The organism is Hyphomonas jannaschiana VP2, from assembly GCF_000685215.1.
Lineage (GTDB): Bacteria > Pseudomonadota > Alphaproteobacteria > Caulobacterales > Hyphomonadaceae > Hyphomonas > Hyphomonas jannaschiana.
The window spans coordinates 259,540-285,269 of sequence record NZ_ARYJ01000001.1; the positions used below are offsets into that span (position 1 = coordinate 259,540).

Genomic DNA, 25,730 nt, shown 5'->3' on the forward strand with positions numbered 1-25,730 from the left:
CTGAGCTCAAAACCCAGACCTACACCAAGCGCCTTCACGGGCGTCATCTGTGCTGGTGAAGATGTCAGCCGTCGCTCCGGCCGAAATAATTGTAGAGCGTCGCGATTAGCCAGGCGAGCGCACCGCCCGACAGGCTCCAGACAAAGAGGCCAGCAACGATCCCGGCAGGATTCATCGACCACGCCATGCCATGGAAGTTCGTGTGCATCATGTGTCCGCTGAGCGACATCATGCCTCCCGGGGCGATCCCGACGAGCGCCGTGCAGATCAGCCACGCAATCGCAATGGCTATGGCAACGGCGACAAATAATCTGTTTGGATTCAGTTTCATATCGGCACCTGTTTTCAACAGGCATCAAACGATGCGCCTCAACCGGAGACTCGTCAATGGCGCTCCCGATACCGTGAAACCGGCAGGCGTCTACCAGTAGCCCGCCATGATTTCCTTTGCCCAATCCGGCTCATGGACATCGCCGCGCGGCGCAAAGCCCGACATGACGGGCTTGATGTCCAGCACCGGTGTGCCGTCGATGGCGTCGAGCCCCGTCAGGGTCAGGCGCAATCCGTCGACGGAGACGATGTGGCAAGTGGTGAGGCCGATCCGGTTCGGCCGGTTCTTGCCGCGCTGGGCGAAGATGCCGATGCGGGGCCAGTCCTGCCGGCCGCGGGGGTGGCGTGCGCCGGTCTCGATCTTGTCGTCCGGCACACGGTCGAACAGGAAGACGATTTCGCAATGCGAAAACGCATCGAGGCCCATCAGGGCCTCGGGCGTGAACTGCTCCGGATCGAGATCGATATGCGCCGGGATGGCATCCCAGTCATCATCGATCGGCGTGTCGCGGGTGGAGGAAACCGTACCGATCGGGCGGAGGGTGAACGCCTTGCTCATGTCACCCTCTCCTCCTCGGCTTCCTTTCAGGCGGCTTCCTTGCTGGGGCTACCAAGTTCCTGTTTCACCCGTTCAGCCAGCTGACGGACAGTGAACGGCTTCGGCAGGAAGGAGACCGCGCGGTCGTCGTCCAGCTGCTGGGCAATGTCGCGCTCGGCATAGCCGGAGATGAAGATCACGCGGGCATGGCCCAGCAGGTCTTTCGCCTCTCGGATCAGGGTCGGGCCGTCCTTGCCCGGCATGACCACGTCCGAAATGACAAGGTCGAAGCTCTGCGGATTGTCCTCGAGGATTTCCATGGCTTCCTCACCATCGCAGGCCTCCTCGACCTCATAGCCGCGCGAGCGCAGCAGCGAGGCGGCGATGCCCCGCACGCCGTCCTCGTCCTCGATGAGAAGGATCCGTCCGCGTCCGGAAATATCCATCGGGCGGCTGGCAGCCTTGTCGGCAGCGGTCACTTCGACCGGGGCCGGCACTTCCTCCGGCTTCAGGGCCGGCAGGTAGATGTGGAAGGTCGTGCCCTTGCCCACGGCGGACGTCGTGCAGACATAACCGCCGGACTGTTTGATGATGCCGTAAACCGTGGCGAGACCAAGCCCCGTGCCGACGCCGGCTTCCTTGGTGGTGAAGAAGGGCTGGAAGATCTTTTCCATGACATCCTTCGACATGCCGTGGCCGGTGTCTTCCACCTCGATCAGCATGTACTCGCCGTCCTCGACGAACTTGAAGCCCTTGGCATGGGCATCGGCGCCGGTGGCCCGCGCGGTGCGGATCGTCAGCTTGCCGCCATTCTTGTGGCTCAGCATCGCATCGCGTGCATTGGTTGCGAGGTTGAGGATCGCGTTTTCCAGCTGGTTCTTGTCGGCCTTGATGTGCGGCACATCGCGGCCATGCTTGACCTCCAGCTCGATCCGCTCGTCCAGCAGCTGGCGCAGGAGGATGGAGAACTCGGACAGGAAGTCCGGCACCGCGAAGATCTCTCGCTTGAAGGTCTGCTGGCGCGCATAGGCGAGCAGCATCTTCACCAGTTCCTTCGCCCGCATCGCGAACTCGTTGATCGATTGCAGGTTCGAATAGGACGGATCGCCCAGCGGGTGGCGCACCATCAGCTCCTCATTGTTGAGGATGATGCCCTGCAGGACGTTGTTGAAATCGTGTGCGACGCCGCCGGCGAGCTGGCCGATGGCCTGCATCTTCTCGCCATGCGCGAGGCGGATTTCCAGCTGGCGCTGGTCGGTGATGTCCATGACATAGGCAACCGACGGACGGCCATTGCCATCGAGAGCCACGAATACATTGACGTGGCGCGGGTCCTTGCCCGCAAGCTTCAGGCCGACCGGCTTGTCGATGGCGTCCACCAGAATGCTGGAGAGCGCATCCTCGCCCTCTTCCGCCTGGAACATCGCCGCGAACTGGCCGCCGGGGGCTGCCTGGCCGCCGGTCATTTCCATCAGGGCGCGGTTGGCGTCGAGGATCACTGCGCCCTGAACGCTGTCGCCCTGCAAGCGGACAGCGCCGAATGGCGCATCGTCGAACATCGGGTCGCCGTCCGGGCGCGGCGGGCGCGACCCGGTCAGGGCGAAGCGCTCTTCCCCGCCGTTCAACATCTGTGCGCTCGGCAGCAGGATCGTCCGGCCGGCAGCTTCCGCGCCGCGGCCCGACCAGGTAGTGATCGCGTGAACGGGGATCTCGATCCCGTCCCGGCCGCGGATCTGGATGTCGGTCCGTCCCGGCAGGCCGGTCTTGCGGTCACGCGACAGCATCTTCACGAATTCCGGACGCATGATGTCGTCGATCCGGACATTGCGGGCCGATTCCGGCAGGCCCAGCGTGTCCCGCAGCCAGGAGTTGGCATAGGTGATCGACCCATCCGGGCGGGCGGCAAAGAAGCCCATAGGCGCGTCTTCGACATAAAGCGATTTCAGGTCGGCCGCACCGGTCGCCTCGCGCTCCCCGGCGATCGGGCGGATACGCCAGAGCACCTTGCCGCGCGGCAGCGGGGAGACGGAAATCTCGTACTGGGCGGGCACCTGCTCCGGCCCGATCGTGATGGGCGGCAGCACTTCGCGACGCGCCATGCCGGCCTTCGCATCCTTCGACAGGCGGTAGACCGGCGCGGCAAGGCCGGGGCTCGCGCCGAACAGGCGATCCACGGTCACCGGGGCGTTGTCGCCCTGGCTGACCATCAGCGCCATGCTGGTGAGGTCCTTGTAGGCAGTGTTCGCCGCAACCGGGGCGCCGCCCTGGTCAGCGATCAGCACGCTCTCGTCCAGCGCCTCGATCCAGCCAAAGCGCGGCTGACTGGCCTGCGCGGCGCGGATCGCGGAGCCCTTCTCCGGGAAGAGCCCCAGCATGCGGCCCGCCCCGCGGACGGTCCACAACAGGAAAACGAGGCCGCCTGAGCCCATGGCGATCAGCAGGATCGGCCCCGGCGCACCGGAGGCTTTCGGCCAGGCCAGCGCCACGCTGGCCGCTGCGATGGAAATCAGCAGGCAGCCCCAGAAAAGGAGCTGCATCACGTCGATCCGGGCGCGCGAAAGATCCAGTCCGGAGCCCTCGGCCGTCTCGACCTCGTCAGGCGGGCTCTCATGCATCCGGGTATTGGTGTCCATGCTGCTTTTCACTCCCGCCACCGGCAGACAGGAAAGACCTGCCGGGCAATACTGTCCGGCCGGGCCGGCAAGCCGACTCAGCCGCTATGAATCCTAGTCTACAGAGAGATAGGCGGCAAAGGTTAACGAAAGCGAAAAAAGCGTTAAGACTGCCCGTCAAGATTACAGATTCCCGCTTACCTGGAGACCTTCATGAAACCTGTCCTGATCGCCCGCTCTTCCGTGCTCGCCCTGCTGATCGCGACGGCTGGCTGCGCAATGACTGAGGAAACTGCAGCGCCTGCTGCAGGGACCGAAGCGGCTGCTACGGACGCCGTCGCCTCTCCGTCCGTGCCGAGCGCAGACGACATCGCAGCGGAATCGGCGCGGCTGAACGAATGGTTCGACCAGAAGTTCACTGAAACCGTCGCCCGCAGCCCGATCACGCAGACCTATCTCGGCATCAAGGACAATTATGGCGAGTGGGACGATGTCTCCGATGCCAACGCATTGAAAGAACTGGAGATCCAGCGCGCCGACATCGCGGAAATGGAGGCCAGCTTCAATCCCGACCTGCTGGACCACCAGGCCAAGATTTCATGGCGCATCGCAAAGATGAACCTGAAGCAGGCTGAGGAAGACTACAAATACCTCCACCACGGCTATGTGTTCGACCAGATGAACGGCGTTCAGGCGGAAATCCCGGCTTTCCTGATCAACCAGCACCAGATCACCTCCAAGTCGGATGCCGAGGCCTATATCTCCCGTCTCAATGGCGTTCCGGCCTACATGGAGCAGAACCTCGAAAACGCGCGGATTGCCCTGGCTGACGGTATTCAGCCGCCCGCCTTCGTCTACAAATATGTCCTCTCGGATGCACAGGGCGTGATCACCGGGGCGCCCTTCGATGACAGCGGCAAGGACAGCCCGCTGATGGGCGACTTCCGCAAGAAGATTGCCGGCCTGGTTGATGCCGGAACTGTCTCGCAGGAAGAGGCGGATGAGCTGTTGGATGAGGCGACAGACGCGCTGACCAATTCGGTTGGCCCGGCCTATGAGGCAGCGATCGCGGAACTCGGTGAACAGGCCAAGACAGCGTCGACCGATGACGGCGCATGGAAGCTGCCTGACGGCGACGCCTATTACGCTTCAAGGCTGGCGGACTACACCACGACCGACATGACCGCCGAGGAGATCCACAATCTGGGCCTCGCCGAAGTGGCACGCATCCAGGACGAGATGCGCGGGATCATGAAACAGGTCGGCTTTGAAGGCAGCCTGAAGGAGTTCTTCGACTTCACGCGGACCGATCCGCAATTCTTCAAGCCGAACACGCCGGAAGGCAAAGCCGAATATCTGGACGAAGCCACAACATGGATCGACCAGATGCGCGATGACTTGCCGACCGTGTTCAACACCTTCCCCAAGGCCGACATGATCGTCAAAGCGGTGGAACCCTTCCGCGAAAAGTCCGCCGGCAAGGCCTTCTATTCCCGCCCTGCCCCGGATGGCAGCCGCCCGGGGACCTATTATGCAAACCTCTACCGCATGCAGGACATGCCGACCTATCAGATGCAGGCACTCGCCTTCCACGAGGGCATCCCTGGTCACCACATGCAGATCGCCATCGCACAGGAGCTGACCGGTGTGCCCGAGTTCCGCAAGTTCGGTGGCTTCACCGCCTTCATCGAAGGCTGGGGCCTCTATTCGGAATACCTGCCCAAGGAGATGGGCTATTATAGCGACCCGTATGACGACTTCGGCCGGCTTGCCATGGAGATCTGGCGCGCCGCGCGTCTGGTGGTCGACACCGGCATCCATGACCAGCACTGGACCCGCGAACAGGCGATCCAGTACCTGATGGACAATACGCCCAACCCGGAAGGCGACTGCCGCAAGGCCATCGAGCGCTATATCGTGATGCCGGGACAGGCGACGGCCTACAAGATCGGCATGAACCGCATTCTGGAGCTGCGCGAACATGCCAAGGCGGAGCTGGGTGACAAGTTCGACATCAGGGCGTTTCACGATGTTGTGTTGAAGGATGGGGCTGTGCCGCTGAACATTCTGGAGGAGAATGTGGACGCATGGATCACAGAAACAAAAGCCGGAGACTAGGCACCGGATGGGTCGCCCTGCCCCTCGCCGCTCTGGCGCTGGGCGGATGCACATCGCTGGTTGCGCCGCTGCTGAAGCCGAAACTGTCGGCTGAAATCACGGCGTTGCCAGCGGGCGACTGGAAACTCGACCCAGCGCATGCTGCACTCGTCTTCCGGATCAACCATCTCGGTTATTCCGACCTGATCGGCCGGTTCGAGTCGTTTGATGTCTCCCTGACGGGCGACGCATCCGACCCGGCTTCGGCCCGCGCCGACGCCGTGATCGACATGACGTCGCTCGATATTGCCAATGACAGCTTCGCCCAGGAGCTGATGGGACCGAAATTCTTCGACACCGCCCGGTATCCGCAGGCCGTTTTCCGGACCTTGTCTGTGACTCCGGGCGAAAATGGCGGTGCTGAGGTGAATGGCGAGCTGACCCTTCACGGGCAAACCCGGCCTGTGACGCTGGATGTTCGGTTCAACGGCACCGCGTTCGACGCAATCCGGGGCGCTCAAGTCGCAGGGTTCAGCGCAAGCACCGTCATCGACCGGACTGATTTTGGAGTTTCCGCTTTTTCCGGCCTGGTGACAGACGAAGTCCGCATTGAGATCCAGGCCGAGTTTCTGAAGCAGTAAATGTTAACGGAAGCCGGACACGCGGCGCGAGATTCTGAGGGCCATTTTGTTGCCCTTGCGCCCGATCTGAGCCTCCGCAACGACAGGGCCGTCGCGTCCGCCGGAGAGGAGCTCAACCGGCTGGTCCGCCGGAACACCCAGCAGCAGCGTGGAGCCCGCTGTCAGGTCCGAAAGCCGTGACAGCGGCACGCTGAGAGACGCCACACGGGCGGTCAGAAGGACGGTGACGGACGATGGCGGTGTACCGGCAGGCGGCGCAGCAGCCTGAACGGTCTGCGGGGCCGGAAGAGCCTCCGGCTTATCCTGTTCAGAAATCTCACCCGACAGGATGAGCCGGGCTGCATGACGGCCGCCATCCACGCGGATCTCGAAGTCGACAATTTCCGCCGTGCCCGGACGGGCGAGCGCCGCAGCGAAGTCCACTTCCGTCTCCATGCCGGCAAAGCTGAGCCCCGGTGCGATGGCATGGCCCAACGGCCGGACGAGCCCTTCCAGCAACGCACTGTCGAGCGGGGTCAGGTCACGCGGGGACCAGTCGCCGGGCATGCCGTTTCCGCCGCAAGCTGTTTCAATCAGGGCGTTTGCCAGCTCCGGCGACAGGACAAGCATGGCGTCCACCTCGCCCTCTCCGACGGCGAAGCAGGCGATGGCGGCGCCCTGCCCGGCAACACGCCCCGTCAGGCCGCTGTCGAAATCGCCTTCGCGAACAGCGCGGGCGGCTGCGGCCGCGCGCAGACCGCAGCCCTTGCGCAATCCCAGCGACAGGCGCGAGGCCATCTGCCGGGCCGTCATCGGAATATCCGTGGCCGGTGCGTCCTCTGCCACCGGGGCCGGCACGGGCGTCTCCACATCCGGCAGGAGTTTGTCCGCAATCGATTCCGGCGCAGGTTCAGGCGGATTATCCGGCAGGTCCGACAGGTCAGGGCGCAGGAGCGCCTCGATCTCCGCCGCACTCAGTACGCCGCGTGCGGACGGCAGCGGCCGGTCCGGCGAAAGCGGCTCGAACGAGGTCGGCATGTCCACCATGACCGCCGATTCCCGGCGAGGTGACATGTCCCAGCCGTCATCGGCGGCGAGAGGGAGGTCTGACTTCATGCGGCGCGCTTCCGTAATGGTTACTTTTGCAGCAGAGAGGGTTAACGGACCGTTAGGGATTAGAATTCCCGCGCCCGGTCAATGCCTGTCGAACAGACGTGCGGTCTGGCTGGAGGCTAACAAAACGGGACTTGCTGTTAAACATTAAGCCTCAGCCTTAAGACCTTGATTACCAAGATGTAAGAGATCGTTTGGACCTTGCTGGCATTGTCCATTCACCGCGGAACAAGGCGGCCGCGGAGACGATAAAGCGCCGTGGCGTTGGGATGAGCTAGCCGTGGCGTTGGGATGATAAAAAAAGCGGCGGCGCCTCTATCAGAGACGCCGCCGCAAATAATTTGGGGATCGTGTTTTCAGGCGCCTCAGTCGTCGCGCAGGGTGCGTTCCTTGCGCTCGTGCCGCTCCTGAGCCTCCAGGCTGAGCGTCGCGGTAGGCCGGGCTTCGAGGCGGCGCAGGCCGATCGGCTCACCGGTCACTTCGCAGAAGCCGTAGGATCCGTCTTCGATCCGGCGCAGGGCCGCATCGATCTTGGAGATCAGCTTGCGCTGGCGGTCGCGGGTGCGAAGTTCCAGCGCCTTGTCACTCTCCGCCGATGCCCGGTCGACGATGTCAGGGAGAGACCCGGACTCATCCTGCAGATTCGTAATGGTCTGCTTGGCACCGTCCAGAATGTCGGCTTTCCAGTTCTCGAGCAGCCGGCGGAAGTAAGCCAGCTGCTTCTCGTTCATGAATTCCTCGTCATCCGAGGGACGATAGTCGTCTGCAATTTCGACACTCATCGCAGGACACCTCATTCAAACTTGGCCGGGATATAAAGCCGCAGGCGATTCACCGCAATCGGCAATGCTGTGTTAATTTTGTCCGCCTTTTCAGGCGCGTGAGCCAATACCCCAGAATTATCGTTAAATTGTGACAGGCCTGTTCCTGCCCAATTGGCCAATTCCACTGCAATATGCAGGCCGGGGCTTGATCTTTCCTCCCCCCGCGCGCTCTATAAAAACTCGCCCAACGTACAGCTTTTACAACGGTTTCAGCGTTCATGGCCCGACGCCGGAAAAGCACTGGAAAAACCTCGGGCTGGATGCAGGCTGTCGTTTTTAACTCCATGCTCATCCTGCTTCCGGTCATTGGTGCAGAGGTGCTGGGCGCCGCCTTTTCGGGGTCAGCCTTCTCCGATTCTCCGGGAATCGAGGCAATCGACCAGACCCGCAAGAACATGGACGAGGCCTTCGCCTCCTTTGCGCCGCGCAATCCGGCCGACCGCTATGAGTTCTGGTATGACGTCGTTGACCGGGAACTCAGCGAGCGCGATGTCGCCGCCGCACACGGCTTCCTCCTCGCTGCGCCCCAGATGCTGGACCGCAAGGACGTAAAAGAACTGATGGTTGCGGCGGATGCCGAGCGACTGGACCGCGCGGACGACCGCCTCAGCGCCGCGGCCTTGCGCAAGCTGCCAACGGCGATCAGCCTCAAATATGAGGAAGCCCAGGTTTCCCAGCGGGTCGTCGACGTCCAGTCCGGCCTGGTCGATGCAGCCGAAACACCGGTCGAGGTCGCCGAAGACGCCCCGGAAAGTCAGGGCGGGCTGGAGGTGGAAGTGTCGTCCGAGCGCCTGGCAACGGAAACGCGCTTCCGCCTGCTCGGCACGTTCCAGGACCTGGCGGAAAATTCCGAGCGCTGGCTCTACGGCGACCGGGTCGATGAAATCGCGCTCAAGATCACGGCTATTGGCCTGCTGGAAGCGGAAACCGCCGACGGCCTCTCGGATGCCAATATCCGCGCGGCGTCGATTCTGAAATCGGCCCTCCGCTCGCGGCGCCTGACGGACGATTTCCAGAATTACCTTTCCCAGCGGGTCAATGACGCCCTGCCCGACAGCAAGCTGCGCCCGGCGCTCGAAGAAGCGCTGGGAGAACTCGCCACCGTGGATGTCCGGACCGAACGTGCAAAATCCGCCTTCGTTGAGTCCATTGACGCGCGGGGGCTGCAACGGCTGGAATCAGACCTTGAACAGATCGACCGGATCGGCACCCTCACCAGCCCCGCCGCTGCGGTGACCCTGCTGGAACAGGTGGAAGACGCTTCGGACCTGCGCCGGGTCCGCCTGATCGCCGAAGCTGGCGGAGACCGGGCCGTGGCGCTCGTCAAACAGTCGGGTGCCGGGGCGCTGCGAACCGCCGACACCGGCATTCGCTGGACGCTTGAAATGGTGCTGCAGGTAATGGGCATGACGGCGGCCGGTCTCGCCCTGATCTTCGTGACCTGGTCGACTTTCCGCCGGAATATCCGGAAAAAGAAGAAACTGGAGCCGATGGGCGCCTGATCCCTGCTGAGGGTCAGCCGAGATTGAACGCGCCCTTGATCCCGTCGATCAGGAGCTGGATCGACAAGGCTGCCAGCACAACGCCGAGGATCCGCGTCAGCGCCCCGGCAACACTTGCGCCCAGCATGCGAACCAGCGGACCGGCTGCCAGGAAAATCACCAGCGTCAGGAGCAGGTTCAGCCCGATGGCCGACAGGATCACGCCCTTCTCCATCCAGTTGTCCGCATCCGACATGTAGAACATCGCGGTCGCAATGGAGCCTGGCCCTGCGATCATCGGAATACCAAGCGGAAAGACCGAGACATCGTCCGGCTCCGGATCCGTCTCGTGCTGGCCCAAATGTTCCTCGGTGCGGTGTTCGCGGCGCTCGGTGCGCTTTTCGAACACCATGTCGAGCGCAATCAGGAACAGAAGGACACCGCCCGCCGCCCGGAAGGCGTCGATGGAGATGTGCATGGCGTCCATCAGCCAGGCACCGCCGAATGCAAACGCGAAGATGATCACGGCTGCGACGAAGATCGACTTGAACGCCATTCGCCGGCGGTAACCCGCATCTCCCCGCGCCGTCAGGGTCGCAAACATCGGTGCGACGCCCAGCGAGTCGATCAGGACGAAGAAGGTGACAAAGCTTGCCGTAAAGAGGGAGAGGAGTTCTGCGCTCATGCGCGGCGCTCTAGTCCCTCTGGGTCGCGGCGTCGAGGATTTCCTGCACGCCCGGTGCAATCGTCAGCGAACGCGGCGCGGCCGAGAAACGGGAAAGGTCTGCCGCGCCGGATGCCAGCGCGAGCATCATCTTGTGGCCCCGCAGGCGTTGCAGCAAGCCTTCGCGGCCACGCGGCCCATCAGCGCGCGCCAGACGCCCGTCGCCGAGGTCGACGCAGATGTCAGCCCCCTCCCCGGCCTCCAGAAGGCGGATAGCGTCATCCAGCCCCAGCGGCTTGGTCTCGGGGGCAGGATGCGCGCGCATTGCGAAACCGCCCGGCATCAGGCTGCCGCCCCTTCACCGTCTGCCAGCAGGCGCCGGCACCGGCTGAGGGCACGGTAGAGGTTGGAACAGGCAACATCGGCGGAAATATCGAGCACGGCCGCACGGGAATCCTCGTCCTCGCTGGCAGCCAGCAGGGCAGCGAGCGACTCAGCCGCCTGCGAATAGGTCGGGCCATCCGCCTCACCCAGCAGGTACATCTGCATGACGCTGAAATAAGCCCGTGCTGCAGGGGTCGTGGCATCGCGCGGATGCAGAATATCCTTTTCGCGCAGGACCCGGGCCTGATTCTCCAGCAACAGCACACCCCGGCGGTCGCCATTGCGCACGACGGCACCGTTCACGACGAACGTCTCACCCGGCTTGAGCGACAGTTTGAGAGGCATGGTTCCAGATCCAATGCGGCGAATTTCGCAAAGAATTGCAGGAAGGCGTTAACGCTTGATTGCCGGTTCACCAACTTTCCACGAGTGGGGGATGCGCTTTCAAACCAGCACGAAAAGGTGCCATGCGCGCGATTCCCGGCAGGGTTCTGGATCACAAGTCCTGCATCGGCCCGGGCCTGTCCCCACCCACTGGATCAGACCTGCCCGGACCGGTGCGGCACTCCGCTGAAGCATGAGACGCTGCGGTCGTGCGCATGGCCGGTCTTGTTTACCACAGGCCGCCAGACGCGAAAAATGAAACCCGTGCTGCGGTGCGGGATGCACCTCCCGCCACGTCAGAGCTTGCCCCTGTCCGGGCACTCCTTATTGTGGAGGAAAGACAAATAAGGACGGGACACCCATGCGTTTCGAAGGCACTGAAAACTATGTGGCAACTGACGACCTGCGCGTGGCCGTGAATGCCGCCATTGCACTGGAGCGTCCGCTGCTCGTCAAAGGCGAACCCGGCACCGGCAAGACCGTGCTGGCTGTTGAAGTCGCCAAGGCGCTCGGCTGCGAGCTGATCGAGTGGCACATCAAGTCCACCACCAAGGCGAACCAGGGCCTGTATGAATATGACGCCGTGTCCCGCCTGCGCGACGGCCAGATGGGTGAAGAGCGCGCCAAGGACGTCAGGAACTACATCAAGAAGGGCAAGCTGTGGGAGGCATTCACCGCCGACAAGCGCCCGGTTCTGCTGATCGATGAAATCGACAAGGCCGACATCGAATTCCCGAACGACCTCCTGCAGGAGCTCGACCGGATGGAATTCTATGTCTACGAGACCGACGAAACCGTGAAGGCGAAACAGCGCCCGATCGTGATCATCACATCGAACAATGAGAAAGAACTGCCGGACGCCTTCCTGCGCCGCTGCTTCTTCCACTTCATCAAATTCCCGGACGAAGACACGATGCAGGAAATCATCGATGTCCACTATCCGGGCATCAAGCAGAAGCTGGTGAAGGACGCCCTGACAACCTTCTACGCCATGCGCGAACTGCCGGGCGTCAAGAAGAAGCCGTCGACCAGCGAGCTGCTGGACTGGCTGAAGCTACTGATGAATGAGGACATCGACCTCGAAACCCTGCGCGAGAAGGACCCGGAGCGGCTCACCCCGCCGCTGCATGGCGCCCTCCTCAAGAACGAGCAGGACATCGCCCTCTTCGAACGCCTCGCCTTCCTCGCCCGCCGTCAGGATGGTCCGGGCGGCGGCCGCCGCGGCCCGGCGGGCTGATCACTGCTCAGCGCCAGCTTTGTGCTATGCCCTGAGAAGCCGGTCAGCAAAAAAAGCAACTTGCTTGTCTGATAACAGACGCCGCCTGCTTTTGACGACAGCGGACAGAAAAGCCTTTGGCGAGGTCACCAGAACCGGGGCGTCCCATGCCTTGGTTTCGACGCGCCATCCTGGGAAAAGCACAACGGCTCTGACCGGATGGCGAAACGTGAGGCCAAGCGTCTCGGTGAGGTGCGTCCTGAGCCAGGCTGCCTGCCGGGTTGCCTGCGGCAAAGGATCATGCTGAAGAGGTTTCCCATTCACACTGACGTGATGTCCGTCAAAAGACATGGTCGCCCAGCGGCCAGCAAGGCGCGATTTGTGTTTTGTTTCGACAGCGTAGATCCCGCTCGGATGGATCACCACATGATCAATATTACCGATCGGTCCGCGCAGGTCATGCAGGACATAAGCACCCTGCCGCTCCAGCCCCTTCAGGACTTCCCCGACATTGCGTTCGCCTTTGAGGCCCGCGAGGACACGGTCCATCTTCCTGTCGGCCGCGATCATCGGCACAGATAAGGCAAAGATCGCAAATACGAGACAGGCCGCGGCCGCCCAGGTCCGGTAATCCTGCAGGATGGGTGCTATCAACAACCCTGAGGCAAACGACACGGCGCAGAACACGGCCAAGCTCCAGCCAGCAAAGGCAATAAAAGTGCGCTTGCTTTGTTCCTCGAGACCCTCACCGGCATTTCGCATTGTTGGCTTGCCGATGGCCCAGACTTTTCGGCTCATAGTGCTCCTCCAGCTCCTCACCAAACCAGAACAGCATTAATGGAGCGCTGAATTCCTACTATTAATTGAAAATGTAACGTACTTAGTCGTCCGCCTTCATCGGCGTGACACCTTTGGTCGGCGGGCGGAAATTGACGTCTTCGCGGCTTTTCAGGAAGTCGGCCATCTTCGTCTTGTCGCTGCGCTCATCCCACCAGGTTTTCCAGGCAAGCGTGATCCAGCCGATGTGGAAAGCAACGCCGCAGATCAGCGCCAACCAGCCCGGGATCGGCCCGATATGCGCGCGGCGCACGAAGTGGGCGAAATTGTCCACATCGGTCGGATGAATGGCGATCTTGGCGAAATAGGCTGCCCCCAGGATGGCGAAGATCCAGCCATAATTGCGGCGCAGGCGCCTGCCGACCGACCGGATCATCGAGATCCGGTATTGCGGTTTGACGTAATCGTCTGACAGGGCCGTGCCCCGGTCGAGCGGGATCCGGGCCCCCTCCCCGCGCAGCATGGGCACATAGAAGGCAATTTCCAGCACGCGCGCACGGAACCGCCAGACATAGAAGAAGCGGTAGCGCCGCGCCTCCAGCATCAGGAACATGATGCAGAGCGCCCCCACCAGGACGATCGGAAACGGCGACGCACGCTCTGACGCAAACGCAGCAGACAGGCCGATACCGGTGGAGATGACCGCCCAATTGGTGGTCTGGTCGAGGCGCTGGCGCCAAACGGTCGAACGATAGACTTCCGCCCGGTAGAGGTGCGCAATTGCCCCAACTTCCTTGTTGCCGGAAATACCTGATGGTGGATCACCGTCAGGATCACCATCGGTTGATGTGGCCAGCGCCACATCGTCTCTGTCGTCAAATTCGGTCATGCAGGCGTTTCCTTGCCCCCGCCTACTCCCAAAAAGGCCGCCGGATCAAGCCGGACAGTAGCCTCGCTGAAGAATCGCGCCATAGCCTTCCAGCGCTTCCCGGACGTGACGCGTGTCCTGCTGACCGTTCCCGCCGGAACGCACGCGCGCCGCCAATGGCGCTGCGTTCCCGGTGATCCGGGCCCGCCAGAAGGCATAACGTAGCCCATCCGGTTCCACCGTCAGCTGCACGGCCCGATCGAACATGGCGAGATCGCAGGTCTCCATCGCCAGCTCGCTCAGCACATGACCGAAATCGCCACGCTCGAAGTCCTCAAGCGGCCGGGCATCCCGCTGCGGCGGACCGGCAAGCGCGAACATGGCGTCTGTGACACGCCGGCGGGTGGCTGCATCCGGCGCGAGGCGCGCTCCTGCGGCCATCAGCTCCGGACGGCCGATATTGAAGGGCGGAAGCCCGGCCTGGGCCTGCTGCAGGAAGCGATTCCAATCAGCTTCCCGCAGCTCGGCCTCCGCCCGCTCGCGGAGATAGTCGGGATAGTGCGGCTGCGGCGCTGCCTCGCCGTCCAGCCTGCCCTCCCATTCCGCGAGCAGCGCTGTGTCCCCACTCAGCGCTAAGGTGTTCAGGAATAGTGTTTTCAGGCGATCCCTCTTGTCGGCCGGGAACCCGGCGGCCGACTCCCAGATCGCCTGCATCATGCAGCTTTTCTCGTCCTGCCCCGGCGCACAGCCGGGCATGGCCGCAGCGATCGGAGCAGCAAACAACAGGCAAAAGGACAGGAAACAGACACGCATCATGCCGATACAGGCCTACCCGGCGAAAGCTGAACGCAGGATGAGCAGGCAGTTCGCGTGACGTCAGCTTGGACAGAGGCAGGCAGGCGGGCTATGTTTATGACAAGCCACAGTGAGACATTCCCATGTTCCTCAATTTCTTCAACCAATTGCGCGAAGCCAAGGTGCCCGTCACGCTGAAGGAATACCTGATGCTGATGGAAGCGATGGACGAGAAAGTCATCGATATGGATGTCGAGGACTTCTACTATCTCTCCCGCGCCGCGCTGGTGAAGGACGAGCGAAATATCGACAAGTTCGACAAGGTGTTCTCCCACGTCTTCAAGGGGCTCGACTCCCTGGCAGACGCGGTGGATGTGCAGGACATTCCTGAGGAATGGCTGCGCAAGATGACCGAGAAATTCCTCACCAAGGAGGAAATGGACGAGATCGAGGCCATGGGCGGCTTCGAGAAACTGATGGAGACGCTCAAACAGCGCCTCGAAGAGCAGAAGAAGCGCCACGAGGGCGGCAACAAGTGGATCGGAACAGGCGGCACCTCGCCTTTCGGCGCAAACGGCTACAATCCGGAAGGCGTTCGCGTCGGGCAGGAGAAATCCCGTCACCGCCGCGCCGTGAAGGTGTGGGACAAGCGCGAGTTCAAGAATTACGACGACAGCGTCGAACTTGGCACGCGCAACATCAAGGTCGCCATGAAACGCCTGCGCAAATGGGCCCGCAAGGGTGCGCCGGATGAACTGGACCTGGACGGCACGATCAACAACACCGCCCGCAAGGGCTATCTCGACATCGAGATGCGCCCCGAAAAGCGCAACACCGTTTCCGTCCTTCTGCTTCTGGATGTCGGTGGCTCGATGGACCCCTATGTGCGCGTCATGGAGGAATTGTTCTCGGCCGCGCGGTCAGAGATCAAGAACCTCGAATACTACTACTTCCACAACTGTCCTTATGAGGGGCTGTGGAAGGACAATCGCCGGCGCATGAATAACCGCATCCCGACCTGGGACGTCCTGAACAAATACCCGTCAGACTATAAAGTCATCATCGTCGGCGACGCCACGATGAGCCCCTATGAGATCACCTATGCCGGTGGTTCTGTCGAACACTGGAACGAGGAGGCCGGCGGCCTCTGGATCCAGCGTTTCGTTGAGCGTTATCCGAACCTTGTCTGGCTGAACCCGGTCAAGGAAGGCGCCTGGGAATATACCGGCTCCATCAAGCTGATCCGTGAACTGATCGGCCCACAGCGTATGTTCGAGCTTACGCTGGGCGGCCTTGATGAGGCGATGAAGGAACTCAGCCGCTAAGTCACGTTTCCTCCCACGGACCTTGCAGATGGCCTGACGCACCTCCGGTGCCAGGGCTTGGCGTATTCCGGAAGGGGGAAACAATGATCCGCTATCTAAAGATTGTCCTGATTGTCTTTGTGGGCCTTCAGGGCTTGTTCTATTTCATCTCAAATGCCGTGAACTGGGAATATGCCCAGATGGCGGTCAGTGCTGTCCTGAGCCAGTCGGACAGCCCGGCCTATCCAAATCTGGTTGTGCCGTCGATCACGTCTCCGTTCCTCGTCAAACTCGCTCTGATTGGCATAATGACCGGCGAATTGCTCGTCGGCCTGCTGTGCCTGAAGGGCGCGTTCGACATGTGGAAAATGGCTGACGGCCCGGCGGAAGGGTTCAATGCCGCAAAGACCTGGGCCATTGTCGGCTGCTGCACAGCACTGATCGTGTGGTTCGGTATTTTCCAGGTCTTCGGCGCCGCCCTGCTGCAGATGTGGCAGGGTCAGGTTGGCGTTGGCTCCTTTGAAGGGGCCTTCATGTATCACGCCGCCAGCGGCATCATTCTGATTTTCGTCAATCAGAAAGACGACTGAGAAACATTCATGGCAACCACCAAAGCCACGCTTGAGGTTTGAGCCATGTCTCCTAGTGTGAGCCGGAATAAACTTCCGGAAGGAGATGGCGATGCCGCGTGTCAGAGCGAACGGTCTTGAAATCGAGTATGAGGAGACCGGTTCACCTGACAATCCGATGATTCTTCTGGTCTCTGGCTATATGGGCCAGATGACGGAATGGCCGGACCGTTTCAAGCAAGCCCTGGCGGATGCAGGCCGCCGGGTGATTGTATTCGACAATCGCGACATCGGGCTCACCACGGCGGTTGATGATCCGGCTCTCGAAGACTGTATCCCCCCGCCCATGGAAGAGCTTATGCAGGGCGCTGCCGAGGGTGAGCCAGTGCATGAACGTGTGCCCTATGTCCTCGATGACATGGCTGCTGATGCCGCTGCGCTGATCGAAGCCCTGGGCGCAGAACAGGCAGATGTTCTTGGCCTCTCGATGGGAGGCATGATCGTCCAGCTGATGGCGCTCAATCATCCGGACAGGGTGCGGGCTCTCATTCCAGTCATGACCACGTCCGGAGACCCCGCTCTGCCGCCAGCCCAACCCGAAGCTCTCGAAGCCCTGACAGCCGAGCCGGAAAGCGAGACCCTGGAGGCGATCGGTGATCTGGCAGTGAGAACCTATCACGCGATCGGATCCCATCCGGATCTGCGTGCATCGGATAATGAGCTTCGTGCCGCGGCGATGGCCGACGTGCAGCGTGCGAACCGGCCTCTCGGACTTGCACGCCAATTTGCTGCTCTGCTGGCACAGCCGCGATGGCACGACCGGCTCGAGACAATCGGAAAACCTACACTCGTTCTGCACGGACAGATGGACCGGCTGATCCCGCCAGACTGCGGTCGCGACATTGCCCGGCGGATACCGGGGGCAGACTTCAGGGCGATCGAGAAATGGGGCCACGACCTGCCGGAAGCGGTCGTGCCGGACCTGCTGGACGAGATCCTGCCGTTTCTGGCGCGAATCTAGAACGCGGGACCGGTGTGGGTACGGTGGCCACAATGAAGAAAAGACAAGCGAGGAAGTGACATATGGCAAAGATTCAGGCCAACGGCATCGACATCGAGTATGAGGAGTTCGGATCGAAAGACGATCCAATGATGCTGCTCGTCATGGGGTTTTCAGGTCAGCTGACCGGATGGCCGGAAAGTCTTATCCGGGGGCTGACGGATGCCGGACGACGGGTCGTGATCTTCGACAATCGCGATATTGGCCTGACAACGGAACTCGAAGGCCATACGCCTCCTACACCGCGTGACATCGTGAAAGGGATCGCTGCCGGTGAGCCGATGCATGAGAAAGTTCCTTACCTGCTGAACGATATGGCGGCCGATGCAGCGGCACTGATCGAAGCCCTGGGTGCAGAACAGGCGGATGTGATGGGCATCTCCATGGGCGGGATGATCGTGCAGCTTTTGGCGCTGAACCATCCCGAACGTGTGCGTACGCTCATCCCGGTCATGACCACGTCCGGAGACCCTTCCCTGCCACCTGCGACACCGGAAGCCACCGCCGCACTGACCGCCGTGCCGGAGGAACGCACACCGGATGCCATCGCCGACCTCGCCGTCAAAGGCCGCGCGGTCTATGGCTCTCATCCGGACATCCGCACGCCAGACGATGAAATCCGCGCCAACGCGATTGCGGCCATGCAGCGCTCTGACCGGCCGATGGGAACGGCCCGGCAATATGCGGCTATTCTTGCTCAACCACGATGGCACGAGCGTCTTGCAACGCTCGACGTTCCGACTCTGGTCCTGCATGGCGAAATGGACACGCTGATCCTGCCGGCCGCGGGCGAGGATATTGCCCGGCGCATCCCCGGGGCCAAAATCGAGATTATTGAGAAATGGGGTCACGACCTCTCTGAAACCGTCATGCCTGTGCTGCTGAACCGGATTGTTCCCTTCCTGGGGCAAACCAGTCCTGCAGGAGCGAACTGATGCTCGAAGAGGTCGCCTCAGACATCTGGCTCACCGAGGGCCCGATTGTCGATTTCCACGGATTTCCCTATCCGACACGATCGATCATCGTCCGCCTGCCGGATGGTGGACTCTGGGTCTGGTCTCCTGTGGCTCTGACGCCGGAACTGAAGACGGAGATGGATGCGCTGGGCCCTGTCGCCCACCTCGTCAGTCCCAACAAGATCCACCACCTTTACCTCACCGGATGGCACGAGGCCTATCCGGATGCAAAGCTCTGGGGCCCGTCGAGTACCATCCGAAAACGGAAAGACCTGCCCTTCCAGCCGGCACTGGAAGACGCGCCGCCCGAGGCCTGGCAGGGTGTGTTTGAACAGGCCTGGTTCCGCGGCTCTTTCTTCATGGACGAGATCGCCTTTGTCCATCGTCCGAGCGGGACGGCCATATTCGCTGACCTGTCCGAGCATTTCAGCGAGAGCTTTCTTGACCGATACTGGAAGGGCTGGAAGCGCCTGATCGCCAAGCCCTGGGGCATCGTTGTCGGCAAAGGCTACGCGCCGCTCGAATGGCGGCTCAGCTTCACCAATCGTTCGCCTGCGCGCGCGGCGTTCAAGAAAGTTGCCGCCACACACCCCGACCGGATCATCATGGCTCATGGCGAATGGGTGAAGACCGGCGGGGAAGCTTATCTGCGTCAGGCCTTTGCCTGGCTGATCCGCTGACCCAAGGAGAAACGCATGTCCAGCTCCGGCATCCGCACCGAAACCGACGGTGACGTCTTCATCGTTTCCATCGACCGCCCTGAGGCCCGCAATGCGGTCGACCGTCCGACAGCCGACGCACTCTACGAAGCGTTCAAAGCCTTCGATGCAAACGACACCCTGTCTGTCGCCATTCTGACAGGAACAGGTGGCAATTTCTGTGCGGGGGCCGACCTGAAGGCGGTAGCTGCTGGCCGCGGTAACAAGTCTGTCCCTGAGGGGGATTATGGGCCGATGGGCCCGTCACGGCTCGAACTCTCCAAACCGGTGATCGCTGCTGTGGATGGCTATGCTGTTGCGGGTGGTCTCGAACTCGCTTGCTGGTGCGACCTGCGTGTCGCCTCGCCTAACGCGAAATTCGGCGTCTTCTGTCGCCGGTTCGGCGTGCCGCTGATCGATGGCGGCACGATCCGGCTGCCGCGCCTGATCGGAGCTTCCCGCGCGATGGACATGATCCTGACCGGCCGGGAGGTCGGCGCGGAGGAAGCCCTGTCGTTTGGTCTGGTGAACTATGTGTCCGGCGAAGACACAGCCTTGCCTATGGCCATCGAGGTTGCCCGGCGCATTGCCGGTTTCCCGCAACTCTGCATGCGGACAGATCGTGCCTCCGCCCTGGCGCAGTGGTCGCTGCCGATGGAGGAAGCGCTACGCCGGGAGATCGCAGGTGGCCTGACCGTCATCGAGCGGGGTGAAACCCGGGATGGCGCCAAACGTTTCACCGCCGGCGTCGGCCGTGGCGGCCTCTTCTGAAAGATAGGGCGCGCCCGGACGCTCGGTCAGGCGGCGGCCCTGCCACAAGGTGTAGAAACCGATACCGACCCAGATCACATTGATCGTGGTCGACGGGATGGCACCATTATAGCCGCTGTTGATGATGAAGCCGGTCGCACCGACCACGTTCATCACCTGGTAGGCTTTCGAACGGCCGTCCATCTTTCCAGCGGAAAGCATCAGGTAAGCGATCAGGATGAGAACGGCCCCGGCCCAGCCGGACATCTCGATGAGGAAGTGCGTAACAGACATGGGGCGCCTCGCGAGTCCGGTATATTTTCGCCCCGTAATCTCACTTTTCTTCCCGCGCAATCATAAAATTGCACCGCCTCGAAAATTTCATTTTTCAGACACAGCACCGGGCAGAAAGATCTACCAGCCGCCGCCCCCGCCGCCGCCACCACCACCACCGGACGACCCCCCACCGCCCCCACCGGACGAACTCGAACTTTGCGGCAGGGAGCTGGAAACCCCCGTGCTCATGCTGGACATGATGGCGTCGTTCATCCCGCCAACATTGCGGAAGGACCGGCTGCCAAAATGGCCCCACGCCGGACTGTAATTTTCGGCCTCTGCGGGTAGTTGGTCCTCAAAGTATTTCGTCCATGGTTTCTCAACATTCAGCGCGACGGCATAGGGCAGGAAACGTTCATACCGTTCCAGGCTCATCGGCGGCGGCGCATCGCTGCCCACTTTCACCGCATTCATCTGGAGCTTCTCTGCCGTTTCGAGGTAAAGCCTGAAGCCCTCGATTTCTGTACGGATTTTCTGACCTTTCACCGTCGGCGCAGGCATGAGGTACATGAAGAGGCCATTCAACGCCGCAAATGCCAGAACCACAAGCGTATGCAGGCCTGACCAGTTCGTCGCCTGCGCAATTGCGAAGACCACGGCAGCGATCGTCATCACGGCGGCGACCAGCGTGTAGCCGATGTTCCAGCGGAAATAGGCGCTGCCATATTTACGGGACAGGGACTGGCGGAATGTCTGGTAGGTTGACGTGAAGCCCGCATCATACTTTCCACCCAGCGTCCGTTCGGTGCGGCCGCCAAAAAGGCCAGCATCCAGAATGGCCTCATCCGGCATGATCTTGGCCGCACTGCCCGGCTTTCGGGTCAGGGTTGTTTCCTTCTTGCTCGAAGCATCTATGTCCACCAATCCCTTCACGCCCATGCTGATAAGGGTCGCGATCAGGGCGCCATGCCCGCGTATGCCGCGATAATAGATATGATGGACGGCGGCGGGCGAATAGCCTTCCGGCGGTTCATAGCGCGGGAAGACCGGCCCCTTGGGCGGGTCCTGCCCTACCTTGCGGAACCCCGACATCAGGAACCAGAAGACCCCACAGAAGGAGGCAACCAGGATCGCCAGAGCGCCATTGCGCAACCACCACAGCATCCCCCTGTCCCCGACAGACGGCGGCGCAATTACTCCCTTCGGAACTGAAACAACAATCGTCAGGCCTTCGCGGCGGTCCAGTGGACGGGTTGTCTCGAAGACCTGAACGCCGTTTTCCTGCCTGTAGGAATAGTCGCGGCCGGTCTCGCCTTTTTTGCCCGTGTAGGCAGCTGCTTCGATGACGCTGGCATTATCGGGAAGTGTCACCCGTGCCGACGCCGCTTCAATCGGGAACAACCAATAGCTGCCTGTGACGTTCCAGTAGAGTTCGTCATGGTCATTGAAATAGCGGATCTGGTTTTTCACCTCATATTCGATGACATAGGTATGATCGCCATAGTCCAGCAGCACGTCGGCATCACCGATCCGGATACGATAGGCATTCCCCTCCTGCTCGACCGTGTAGGGCTCCTTTCGGCCATCACGGCGCACCCGGCGCACGTCATACTGATAGGGCAGCTTGTCTCCGGGCTTCACATCATCTGCGTAATAGCGAGGCAGGTCCCGGAAGATGCCGCGGCGGATGTCCCGGCCTTCGATGGTCACATTGATCGTCTCGGTGACAATGATGTCGCCATCCTGCTGTACCGCGATACCGACATCGAAGCGGTTGATCTTCTCGTCCGCGCCTGCCGCAAGAACGAACAGGCAGGCGGCGACCACGGCCAGCAGATGGCGTAACATCAGCTTGCGCCTCCGAGGTCGACCTTCGGAACCGCCCGCTCCGGCATCGACACTTCAAAAAACTCCCGCGTGCGGAATCCGAATATGTCTGCCATCAGGTTGGCCGGGAAGCTCTGCACACGCGTGTTCAGTTCGCGTACTGCACCATTATAGAAGCGCCGGGCCATCTCGATCTTGTCTTCGGTGTCGGCCAGTTCCTGCTGCAGATCGAGAAAGTTCTGGCTGGCTTTCATGTCAGGATAGTCCTCTGCCACGGCCATCAGCTTTGCGACGGGCCGGGAAAGCTCGCTTTCCGCTTCGCCCCGGCTGGCAAGGTCATCGCCGGCGGCCAGCGCCTTCGCCCGCTTCTCCGCTATGTCGGCAAACAGCTCCCGCTCGTGCGTGGCATAGCCCTGCACTGTGTTGACGAGTTGCGGGATAAGGTTTGCGCGGCGTTTCAGCTGGACATCGATGTCGGACCACCCATTGTCCGCCATCTGAGATTTCTGGACGAGCCCGTTATAGATCAGGATCACGCCGATAATCAGTACGATCAGAATGGCGCCGGCAATGTATAGTCCCACGTTTCGCATCCTCCGGTTCAGGAAGCTTCATGCATATCCAGCATTGGACGCTCTGTTAAGGTGTCACCCCGAAGGGATCAGCGGGATGCCGTCCATTCCTGCCGTGTCATTTCCCAGACGAGCGATTCCCGCGTCGTCCCATCCGTCCGCCGCGATGTGACCTGCCCCATTCTCCGGAAGCCCATTCCATCCAGCATGCGCTGGGTAATCACATTCTCCAGGCTCGCCGTTTCGCAGATCAAATCGAGGTGCAGCGCCTCGAACATCCAGGTGAAGGTCTGGGCTGCGCCTTTCGTGCCTGTGCCCTTCGAGTGAAGCGACGGATGCAGGCCGCCGCCGATTTCGCCCGCTGCCCATTCCGGCCAGACCTGGATGTCGGAATAGCCCATGATCTGCCCGCCGCCGGTGTCCCGGACGAACAACAGGCCCTCCCCGCGTGCCTGCTGGGCCTGATGATCCTCAATGAACAGCCGAACCGTCTCCACGGTCAGCGGCCGGGGCAGCGAATAGATTGGCGCGTTGACCTTCGGCTCTGAAAACAAGGCATAAAGTCCCTCGGCATCCTCAGGTCTGGCCAGGCGCGAATCGTTCAGCTGCTCCGCCTCACGAACCGCCGCGCGGATGCGTTCAACCTGTTCCGGCGGGGCCGGGTGGCGAGTGATCGGAATGCCCTCCGTCATGACGGCGATCCTGCGCTCGCCTCGCCGCTCCGGCAATCCGTCACCCTGCGTCAAAACCGATTGACCCGCCCGGCGGGCAGGGCCAAACCTGCCTGCGATGACTGACAGCGCACCTCCCGGAAAACACGGCAAGAATGCCTTCTTCTTCGTGATCGTGACGGTTGCGCTGGATATGCTGGCCTTTGGCCTGATCATTCCCGTCGTTCCGGCCCTGATCCGGGAACTGGCGCATGTTACGTCGGAGGAAGCGACGCTCTGGCTCGGCCCGCTGGCCGCCACCTATGCCGTCATGAATTTCCTGTTCGGCCCGGTCATGGGTGCCCTGTCTGACAAATTCGGCCGGCGGCCCGTCCTTCTGGCCTCGATCTCGACACTGGCCATCGATTTCCTGATCATGGGCTTTGCCCACAATATCTGGCTCCTGTTCCTCGGCCGGGCCTTGTCAGGCATTTCCGGCGCCACCTATTCCACGGCAAATGCTTACATCGCCGATGTGACCACGCCGGGAGAGCGCGGCCGCGCCTTTGGCATGATCGGGGCGGCATTCGGGTTTGGCTTCGTATTTGGCCCGGTCATCGGCGGCTTTCTGGGAGAAATCGACCCGCGCGCGCCCTTCTTTGCCGGCGCAGGGCTTGCCTTTCTGAACTTCCTCTATGGACTAATCGTCCTGCCGGAATCGCTGGATCCGGATAATCGCCGTGCCTTTGACATCCGGCGCGCCAATCCGCTGGGTGCGGCAAAGCATTTCTCGAAACTGCCGCATGTCGGCTGGTTCCTGATTGCCGCCGGCATCTTCATGCTGGCGCATACGGTCTTCCCGTCGACCTGGAACGTCTATTCAGAGATCCGATACAACTGGACGCCGAAGGCAATCGGCTTTTCGCTCGGCCTTGTCGGCATCGGCGCCGCCGTGGTGCAGGCCGGCTTGATGGGCCTGATCCTCGACCGGATCGGCACGGTGAAGACCGCCCTGCTCGGGTTTGGCGTCAACGTCGCGGCGCTGTTTGCCTATGCGTTCGCCAGCCATGGCTGGATGGTCTATGCGATCATTCCGTTCGGGGCGCTAGGCGGTGTTGCGTCCCCCGCACTGAACTCCCTGATGTCGACAGTCACCCCCGCCAATGCGCAGGGGGAGTTGCAGGGCGCCTCCTCCAGCCTCAACGCGATGGCCATGATTATCGGGCCGCTCACCATGAACGGGATTCTGTATGCCTTCACCCATGAGGGGGCAGCAGTCCATTTCGCAGGGGCGGCTTTCCTGCTGGCGGGCTTGCTGACGCTGCTCTCGCTCGCACCCTTCATGCGCGGCGTGGCCGTCAACCGGGACGCCATTCCATCCTCTGCCGAATAGGCATCAGGTCTTTTTCCGCATCATGAAACCGCCTGCGAGACCGAGCAGTGCGCCGCCCGCGGCCCCTTCCAGCAGTGCGATCAACCGCGCGGGCGAGCCTCCCTCCGACACGGGATGCAGATACAGGAACACCGACATCGCCCCGATCATGCCGCCCAGCAGACCGCCGGTCATGTTCCCGCGGGACAGGCGCGCAGCCCCCAGACCGGCAACGATACCGCCCAAGGCGCTCAGCAGAACGGATACAAGAAATCCCATTGGCACAATCTCCCGGCAGGACTGCAACAAACGCTGTCTTGCCCCGCGCGTCCAGCCCCGCAGCATCGGGACACAGTTGCCAGCGCCCGGGGATGCAGGCAAAGACCGGCGCGATGGCTGACCTCCGCCCCGCCTTGTTCCTCGACCGTGATGGCGTGATCAACGTCGACAAGGGCTATGTCAGCCGGGTCGAGGATTTCGAATGGGTGGACGGCGCCGCCGAGACCATTGCCGCCTTCAACAAGCGCGGCTGGTTCGTTTTCGTGGTCACCAACCAGTCCGGCATTGCGCGCAACTATTACACCGAGGCCGACATGAAGGCGCTGCATGACTGGATGCAGGCAGAGCTGGCAAAGGCCGGCGCGCATATCGACCACATCTATTACTGCCCCTACCACGAGGCGGGAGAAAACCCGGCCTACCGCAAAGACAGTTTCGACCGGAAGCCGAAGCCCGGAATGCTACTGCAGGCGATGTCGGACTTTCCGGTCAGACGGGAGCTCAGCTTCATGATCGGCGACAAGGAAGCCGACATGCAGGCCGCCCGCGCCGCCGGTGTCGCCGGCTTCCTGTTCAGCGGCGGCAATCTTTTCCAATTTGCCGAATGGACGCTTGCCAGCTTTGAAGAAGGCAACCGGGGTTAAAAACAACCTCGCGCCGAAATCCGCTTCGTGCTACAGACCGGCAGATGATTTATCTGTCCCCTGATATTGC

At 61.7% G+C, this 25,730-nt stretch carries 28 protein-coding genes; 12 read left to right on the plus strand and 16 right to left on the minus strand.

Annotated features, from left to right (window positions below; all coding sequences use genetic code 11):
- Window positions 1–64: 64 nt before the first annotated feature.
- From HJA_RS01225 to HJA_RS01235, 3 genes are all read right to left on the minus strand, one after another.
- Window positions 65–331 carry a DUF5676 family membrane protein gene (locus tag HJA_RS01225; protein ID WP_035577193.1) on the minus strand — a complete coding sequence of 89 codons (267 nt, stop codon included), beginning with the start codon at window positions 329–331 and terminating at the stop codon, window positions 65–67.
- Between the two features lie 90 nt (window positions 332–421).
- Window positions 422–889 carry an SAM-dependent methyltransferase gene (locus tag HJA_RS01230; RefSeq protein ID WP_035577199.1) on the minus strand — a complete coding sequence of 156 codons (468 nt, stop codon included), beginning with the start codon at window positions 887–889 and terminating at the stop codon, window positions 422–424.
- A 26-nt stretch (window positions 890–915) separates the two neighbouring features.
- On the minus strand, window positions 916–3,501 hold the full coding sequence (locus HJA_RS01235; RefSeq protein ID WP_035577201.1) for a response regulator: 2,586 nt from the start codon (window positions 3,499–3,501) through the stop codon (window positions 916–918).
- A gap of 192 nt (window positions 3,502–3,693) precedes the next feature.
- Here HJA_RS01235 and HJA_RS01240 point away from each other — a divergent pair, with 192 nt between their 5' ends.
- A complete protein-coding gene (locus HJA_RS01240; RefSeq protein WP_035577202.1) occupies window positions 3,694–5,598 on the plus strand; it encodes a DUF885 domain-containing protein in 1,905 nt (634 codons plus the stop codon).
- On the plus strand, window positions 5,568–6,218 hold the full coding sequence (locus tag HJA_RS01245) for a YceI family protein (protein WP_051597230.1): 651 nt from the start codon (window positions 5,568–5,570) through the stop codon (window positions 6,216–6,218). Before HJA_RS01240 ends, HJA_RS01245 begins: the two co-directional genes overlap by 31 nt.
- A gap of 3 nt (window positions 6,219–6,221) precedes the next feature.
- Here the strand turns inward: HJA_RS01245 and HJA_RS01250 are convergent, their stop codons facing one another.
- Both HJA_RS01250 and dksA read right to left on the minus strand, forming a co-directional pair.
- Window positions 6,222–7,313 (minus strand): FliM/FliN family flagellar motor switch protein, encoded by a 1,092-nt coding sequence (locus HJA_RS01250; protein ID WP_035577203.1) that lies wholly within the window; start codon window positions 7,311–7,313, stop codon window positions 6,222–6,224.
- A 362-nt stretch (window positions 7,314–7,675) separates the two neighbouring features.
- Window positions 7,676–8,092, minus strand: a complete 417-nt coding sequence (dksA, locus tag HJA_RS01255) for an RNA polymerase-binding protein DksA (protein WP_034761969.1) — start codon at window positions 8,090–8,092, stop codon at window positions 7,676–7,678.
- 326 nt (window positions 8,093–8,418) lie between these two features.
- Here dksA and HJA_RS01260 point away from each other — a divergent pair, with 326 nt between their 5' ends.
- A complete protein-coding gene (locus HJA_RS01260) occupies window positions 8,419–9,636 on the plus strand; it encodes a hypothetical protein (protein ID WP_155839825.1) in 1,218 nt (405 codons plus the stop codon).
- A gap of 13 nt (window positions 9,637–9,649) precedes the next feature.
- Here the strand turns inward: HJA_RS01260 and HJA_RS01265 are convergent, their stop codons facing one another.
- Genes HJA_RS01265 through flbT form a run of 3 tightly spaced genes read right to left on the minus strand, consistent with a single transcriptional unit; the run spans window position 9,650 to window position 11,008 of the window.
- Window positions 9,650–10,300 carry a MarC family protein gene (locus HJA_RS01265; RefSeq protein WP_035577209.1) on the minus strand — a complete coding sequence of 217 codons (651 nt, stop codon included), beginning with the start codon at window positions 10,298–10,300 and terminating at the stop codon, window positions 9,650–9,652.
- 10 nt (window positions 10,301–10,310) lie between these two features.
- A complete protein-coding gene (locus HJA_RS01270) occupies window positions 10,311–10,604 on the minus strand; it encodes a hypothetical protein (protein ID WP_155839826.1) in 294 nt (97 codons plus the stop codon).
- Window positions 10,605–10,621: 17 nt separating this feature from the next.
- Window positions 10,622–11,008, minus strand: a complete 387-nt coding sequence (flbT, locus tag HJA_RS01275; protein WP_035577214.1) for a flagellar biosynthesis repressor FlbT — start codon at window positions 11,006–11,008, stop codon at window positions 10,622–10,624.
- A 400-nt stretch (window positions 11,009–11,408) separates the two neighbouring features.
- Between flbT and HJA_RS01280 the strand changes: the two genes are divergently transcribed.
- Window positions 11,409–12,284: an AAA family ATPase gene (locus HJA_RS01280; protein ID WP_035577218.1), complete on the plus strand. Its 876-nt coding sequence runs from the start codon at window positions 11,409–11,411 to the stop codon at window positions 12,282–12,284.
- Window positions 12,285–12,308: 24 nt separating this feature from the next.
- Here HJA_RS01280 and HJA_RS01285 read toward each other — a convergent pair whose 3' ends face one another.
- The 3 genes from HJA_RS01285 to HJA_RS01295 all read right to left on the minus strand — a co-directional run bounded on the left by HJA_RS01285 (window position 12,309) and on the right by HJA_RS01295 (window position 14,724).
- The gene (locus tag HJA_RS01285; RefSeq protein ID WP_051597231.1) at window positions 12,309–13,061 is read right to left on the minus strand and encodes a nuclease-related domain-containing protein; all 753 of its coding nucleotides are present in this window, start codon (window positions 13,059–13,061) and stop codon (window positions 12,309–12,311) included.
- Between the two features lie 82 nt (window positions 13,062–13,143).
- Window positions 13,144–13,929 carry a DUF2270 domain-containing protein gene (locus HJA_RS01290; protein WP_081814450.1) on the minus strand — a complete coding sequence of 262 codons (786 nt, stop codon included), beginning with the start codon at window positions 13,927–13,929 and terminating at the stop codon, window positions 13,144–13,146.
- Between the two features lie 45 nt (window positions 13,930–13,974).
- Complete coding sequence (locus HJA_RS01295; protein ID WP_035577221.1) at window positions 13,975–14,724, minus strand: hypothetical protein; 750 nt, start codon at window positions 14,722–14,724, stop codon at window positions 13,975–13,977.
- Between the two features lie 122 nt (window positions 14,725–14,846).
- Between HJA_RS01295 and HJA_RS01300 the strand changes: the two genes are divergently transcribed.
- The 6 genes from HJA_RS01300 to HJA_RS01325 all read left to right on the plus strand — a co-directional run bounded on the left by HJA_RS01300 (window position 14,847) and on the right by HJA_RS01325 (window position 20,061).
- Window positions 14,847–16,028, plus strand: a complete 1,182-nt coding sequence (locus HJA_RS01300; protein WP_035577224.1) for a vWA domain-containing protein — start codon at window positions 14,847–14,849, stop codon at window positions 16,026–16,028.
- A gap of 83 nt (window positions 16,029–16,111) precedes the next feature.
- The gene (locus tag HJA_RS01305; RefSeq protein WP_035577227.1) at window positions 16,112–16,597 is read left to right on the plus strand and encodes a DUF2165 family protein; all 486 of its coding nucleotides are present in this window, start codon (window positions 16,112–16,114) and stop codon (window positions 16,595–16,597) included.
- Between the two features lie 91 nt (window positions 16,598–16,688).
- On the plus strand, window positions 16,689–17,597 hold the full coding sequence (locus HJA_RS01310) for an alpha/beta fold hydrolase (RefSeq protein ID WP_035577933.1): 909 nt from the start codon (window positions 16,689–16,691) through the stop codon (window positions 17,595–17,597).
- Between the two features lie 62 nt (window positions 17,598–17,659).
- Window positions 17,660–18,571 carry an alpha/beta fold hydrolase gene (locus HJA_RS01315; RefSeq protein WP_035577230.1) on the plus strand — a complete coding sequence of 304 codons (912 nt, stop codon included), beginning with the start codon at window positions 17,660–17,662 and terminating at the stop codon, window positions 18,569–18,571.
- A complete protein-coding gene (locus tag HJA_RS01320; RefSeq protein ID WP_035577232.1) occupies window positions 18,571–19,272 on the plus strand; it encodes a DUF4336 domain-containing protein in 702 nt (233 codons plus the stop codon). Before HJA_RS01315 ends, HJA_RS01320 begins: the two co-directional genes overlap by 1 nt.
- Window positions 19,273–19,287: 15 nt before the next feature.
- A complete protein-coding gene (locus tag HJA_RS01325; protein ID WP_035577235.1) occupies window positions 19,288–20,061 on the plus strand; it encodes a crotonase/enoyl-CoA hydratase family protein in 774 nt (257 codons plus the stop codon).
- Here the strand turns inward: HJA_RS01325 and HJA_RS18695 are convergent.
- The 4 genes from HJA_RS18695 to HJA_RS01345 all read right to left on the minus strand — a co-directional run bounded on the left by HJA_RS18695 (window position 19,957) and on the right by HJA_RS01345 (window position 23,407).
- A complete protein-coding gene (locus tag HJA_RS18695; RefSeq protein WP_206741651.1) occupies window positions 19,957–20,334 on the minus strand; it encodes a CBU_0592 family membrane protein in 378 nt (125 codons plus the stop codon). The two genes, HJA_RS01325 and HJA_RS18695, sit on opposite strands and share 105 nt — an antisense overlap.
- A gap of 120 nt (window positions 20,335–20,454) precedes the next feature.
- On the minus strand, window positions 20,455–22,164 hold the full coding sequence (locus tag HJA_RS01335) for a DUF2207 domain-containing protein (RefSeq protein ID WP_035577237.1): 1,710 nt from the start codon (window positions 22,162–22,164) through the stop codon (window positions 20,455–20,457).
- On the minus strand, window positions 22,164–22,736 hold the full coding sequence (locus tag HJA_RS01340) for a LemA family protein (RefSeq protein ID WP_035577239.1): 573 nt from the start codon (window positions 22,734–22,736) through the stop codon (window positions 22,164–22,166). The genes HJA_RS01335 and HJA_RS01340 overlap by 1 nt, the downstream gene beginning before the upstream one ends.
- Before the next feature lie 68 nt (window positions 22,737–22,804).
- On the minus strand, window positions 22,805–23,407 hold the full coding sequence (locus tag HJA_RS01345; RefSeq protein WP_035577240.1) for a GNAT family N-acetyltransferase: 603 nt from the start codon (window positions 23,405–23,407) through the stop codon (window positions 22,805–22,807).
- Between the two features lie 97 nt (window positions 23,408–23,504).
- Between HJA_RS01345 and HJA_RS01350 the strand changes: the two genes are divergently transcribed.
- Window positions 23,505–24,758 carry a TCR/Tet family MFS transporter gene (locus HJA_RS01350; protein WP_035577243.1) on the plus strand — a complete coding sequence of 418 codons (1,254 nt, stop codon included), beginning with the start codon at window positions 23,505–23,507 and terminating at the stop codon, window positions 24,756–24,758.
- Between the two features lie 3 nt (window positions 24,759–24,761).
- Here the strand turns inward: HJA_RS01350 and HJA_RS01355 are convergent, their stop codons facing one another.
- Window positions 24,762–25,016 carry a hypothetical protein gene (locus HJA_RS01355; RefSeq protein ID WP_035577245.1) on the minus strand — a complete coding sequence of 85 codons (255 nt, stop codon included), beginning with the start codon at window positions 25,014–25,016 and terminating at the stop codon, window positions 24,762–24,764.
- A 113-nt stretch (window positions 25,017–25,129) separates the two neighbouring features.
- Between HJA_RS01355 and HJA_RS01360 the strand changes: the two genes are divergently transcribed.
- Window positions 25,130–25,660, plus strand: a complete 531-nt coding sequence (locus HJA_RS01360) for a D-glycero-alpha-D-manno-heptose-1,7-bisphosphate 7-phosphatase (RefSeq protein ID WP_035577937.1) — start codon at window positions 25,130–25,132, stop codon at window positions 25,658–25,660.
- Window positions 25,661–25,730 lie beyond the last annotated feature (70 nt).